This is a genomic window from Mesorhizobium sp. M7A.F.Ca.US.007.01.2.1 (genome assembly GCF_003998165.1).
In the GTDB taxonomy this organism is placed as follows: Bacteria; Pseudomonadota; Alphaproteobacteria; order Rhizobiales; family Rhizobiaceae; genus Mesorhizobium; species Mesorhizobium ciceri.
The window spans coordinates 1-3,496 of record NZ_RZQP01000375.1 but is presented as its reverse complement, the minus strand read 5'-3'; the positions used below and the strand labels follow the sequence as shown (position 1 = coordinate 3,496).

3 protein-coding genes and 1 pseudogene are annotated in these 3,496 nt (G+C 59.4%); 2 read left to right on the top strand and 2 right to left on the bottom strand.

What is annotated here, in order from left to right; translation table 11 throughout:
- Positions 1 to 1,053 (bottom strand): PHB depolymerase family esterase (locus tag EN949_RS33860; protein ID WP_245472575.1); only part of this gene is annotated, 1,053 nt, incomplete at its 3' end.
- Positions 1,054 to 1,334: 281 nt separating this feature from the next.
- Here EN949_RS33860 and EN949_RS33855 point away from each other — a divergent pair.
- Complete coding sequence (locus EN949_RS33855) at positions 1,335 to 1,742, top strand: hypothetical protein (protein ID WP_127371941.1); 408 nt, start codon at positions 1,335 to 1,337, stop codon at positions 1,740 to 1,742.
- A 642-nt stretch (positions 1,743 to 2,384) separates the two neighbouring features.
- Here EN949_RS33855 and EN949_RS33845 read toward each other — a convergent pair.
- Positions 2,385 to 2,652 (bottom strand): annotated as a pseudogene (locus tag EN949_RS33845) (ATP-dependent DNA ligase); the annotation flags it as partial.
- A 473-nt stretch (positions 2,653 to 3,125) separates the two neighbouring features.
- Here EN949_RS33845 and EN949_RS33835 point away from each other — a divergent pair.
- Positions 3,126 to 3,496, top strand: a 371-nt coding sequence (locus EN949_RS33835) for a peptidoglycan-binding domain-containing protein (protein ID WP_164782636.1), incomplete at its 3' end; no start/stop codon positions are given.

Sequence of the window (3,496 nt, the reverse complement as noted above, 5' to 3'; positions counted from 1 at the left end):
GATTCGGGCTGCCCGCGGTTTTTCCGTGGGTGCAAAGGACTGCAATGCGGCGCCTGAAGCGACCTCGGCTTTGGCTTTGCGTCGCACATCCGGCTTCGTCAATTCCCAGAAGCGGGCGATATGGCGTGTCGAGGAAATCCCAACATCCAGCATGAAAGGCCCTGCGTTGCCGAGACCGTCGCCGCCGCCAGTTTGCAGTGGCGTTCCATGGCCCATGCCGGCAATGGTGAACGTCTCGACTACCTCGCGCCCGTTGCTGTCGCTCCAGACCTTCCGCGTCTGGCCGTCGACCTTCTCTATGCGTGTTGGCTTTTCGCCGAGATTGTGCACGCTTTGCCACTGCGCCAGGACTGCATCCGCGTTGGCAGGCACAACAGTCGTGTCGGCCGAGCCCTGCCATATCGAAATACGCGGCCACGGACCCTTGTGCGGCGAGGCCGCCCGCAACAGCCGCTGGAGGTCGGCTTGGGACGGACCGCCATGGCCGCGCATGCGGTCGAAGGCTGCGGAGATCGTCGAGGCACTTCCATAGGCGAGCCCGGCAATGATCGCGCCGCCGGCAAACAGTTCGGGATAGTCCGCCAGCATCACCGCCGCCATAGCGCCGCCGGCGGACAGACCGGTGAGAAAGATCCTCTTGCGATCGAGGCCATGCGTAACCACTGCCGCCTCGATCATCTGGCGGATGGACAGTGCCTCGCCGCTGTCGCGCCTGATATCGCCTGGTACAAACCAGTTGAAGCAAAGATTGGGGTTGTTGGCGCGCTGCTGCTCGGGGAACAGCACCGCAAAACCATGCTCGGCGGCGAGCTCGCTCCAGCCGGAGCCATGATCATAGCTGGCCGCTTTCTGGGTGCAGCCATGCAGCACGACGACCAGCGCCGCCTGCCGGGCCAGGTTCTTCGGAAGATAAAGCCTCGCGCGCAAGGCTCCGGGATTGGACCCGAACCCTGTAATTTCGGACAAGTGAGCGTCGTTCCGTTCTCCGGATCCAGCTGCTGGCCGCGCGTGCATCGCGCTCAGGCGAGCGATCGTATCGGATATATTTCGCAAGTCGGTGTCCTTGTGCGCCGGAATGGCACGGTCCTGCACAACGCACATGCAGCAATATCGTTGCTGCGATGCACAAGAACAAGCCGTTGCGTCCGTGAACCTATAGATTGAATTGCGCGCTCGGTGAGGCGAACTCAGAGGCCCAGCGCTAGTCTAAGTTTGCGGAGGAAACAAACCGGGTTTGCGGAGGAAACAAACCGGGAAACGTCCTCGCCGTTTGCAAGCCGCCTCTCGAGTAGCCCGAGCGACGACACAATGACTGAGAGCATGTTATTAAAATCATGGGCGATGCCGGCGGTCAGTTGGCCAACCGCCTCCATTTTGTGCGCCTGGTGAAGTGCCCGCTCGCTCTTCAGGCGACCTCGGCCGCCTCGGCCACGCGACGTTCGAGTGTATGGGAGTTTAAGCAGTTCGGCGTTGGCCCGCTCTGCAGTGCGGCGCGCTTCCAGAAGCTCTCGTTCATAGCGGCGGCGGTCGGACGCATTGAAGACGGTGATGCGGATGAACCGCAGATTGCCCGATTCGCCTCGCCGCTCCGCGGCGTTGACGAGGACAGGAAGGGTCGATCCATCCGGCAGACCAGGTCCAGCGCGACCTCGCTGAAAAATGCTTGCATCCGCATCAGCGGAGCAAGTGGGTTTCGTAGTAGATTTTGCCCGCGATGTTCAGGTAATCCTGAAACCACCTGAGGAACGATAGCTAGCGTTGCCAGATCGCCTGCCGGTTTAGCGGTCGCCTAATACGGCTCATGTCTTGCCTGGTCGGTGCCTTGGGTTCAGCCAAGGATCAGTTGAGCAAGTACCATAGTGAGAGCCATCGATACCGGAACGGCTATAAGGCAACACGTCTCAATGATCCTGTTTTCTCGCTTATCCATCTTCGTCACCTCCCGATTTTCGTTCTCATTTTGACGTCTACAGCCAGCCGTGAGAAGCGGTTCCAGGCGGTGGCCGTCAGAGATGCCGCCGCTGCTGCATATTAGCAACACCTTGTCGAACCCTCGGCTGCCGAGCATTAGTCCTCCTCGCAGCGGCTAAGCGTGGCGCCCCGCAACCCTGCATGATGTCTTCGAAGATCGGGCCGATCTCTTCATCGATCTCTTGGCCCGGAATGCCCTGGCTCGCGCTGCCCGTTTTGCGTCCACAGCCATGTCGATCACCATCAACACAGGGTCGTTGATCGGATCGTCCTCCAAATGATCCGATATCCAATGGGAGAGAAAATCGCTTCCCCGCTTGCCCATTCTTCCCGAAAGTCCTGCAGCCATGCATGGCAAGAGTCTGCCTCGCCACGCACATGCTTCACGCTTCATGCCTTTTGGCGCCGATCTGGCGTGGCTTTGATGCCAGCCCCTCCAGACCGGCTTCATCGATCAGGTGATGGATTGGCCTCGCCGGGCAGCGCCTGGCTGAATTGGATGCGGATTTTGGCGGGGATCACGCTTTCAAGGATCTCACGCCGTTCCTCCAGTGCCATGTCGCGCAGGTCATGACCATTGAGGTGCAGCAGGTCGAAGGCGACAAAGTAGAGGTCGTGCTGCCGTCGTGTGATCGCCTTGCGCAGCTCGGCGAAGTCAGACAGGCCGGCATCGTTCAACACAGCCGCACTTTCGCGACGCCAAGTGACTCCACTTGGCTGCAAATGCGCGCTGGTCGCCGAAGGTGCGTAAGCGCACCCCTTGATAGGGATCGGAATTCCGCATGTCAGGGTCTGCTCCAATCGGAGACCGCACGGCTCAACCATTCGCCGGAAAGGACTGTTTCTCGCCGATACGAGCTCGTAAACATGGCTCGCTCCGAGTTCACGTCGGACAAGCGGAAGCTCTCGGCGCTGAAGTTGCAGGCTGCCGCGGCGATAGCGGCGTTTCTGACAAAGATTCGCCAGATCAGAATCGAGTTCACCTTCCGTCATCCACTCTTTGGATGATATGGAAAAGGTGCTCGGGAGACGAGAATGTCGGTTAAGGAGGCGAACTGACATTCGCCGAAGATCGGAGGATGCATGTCGAAGACCGATGCAGTCGACGCATGCGGTGAAGTCGCCAAATGATAGGCGGTTGTTTCAGGCCGGGGATGGGCGGTTGGCTTGGCATTGCGCTCCTGGCCCTCTTGCCTTCCGGTCCGGCCTTCGCTTTTGAAAGCCCGGATGAAGTTAGCGCAGCGAATCCCCTGAAATGCGGAGCACCTGACGATTATTCCGGGTCGAGCGAATGGGTCAGCAACTTCAGCATCAGCGACAAGCGTCAACCCGTCGGTCCGGTCTTTCAGCAAACACGAAGCAACGTTCTTGATCGTAGGGTTGCGCTTCTACAGAGCGTACTCACGGACAAATCTGTTTACGCCTCAGCGATTGATGGAGTGTTTGGTTCGCAGACAGCAAGCGCTGTGAAGTCCTTCCAGAGCACATATGGAATGCCCGTTGACGGCACAGTGGGGATGCAGAC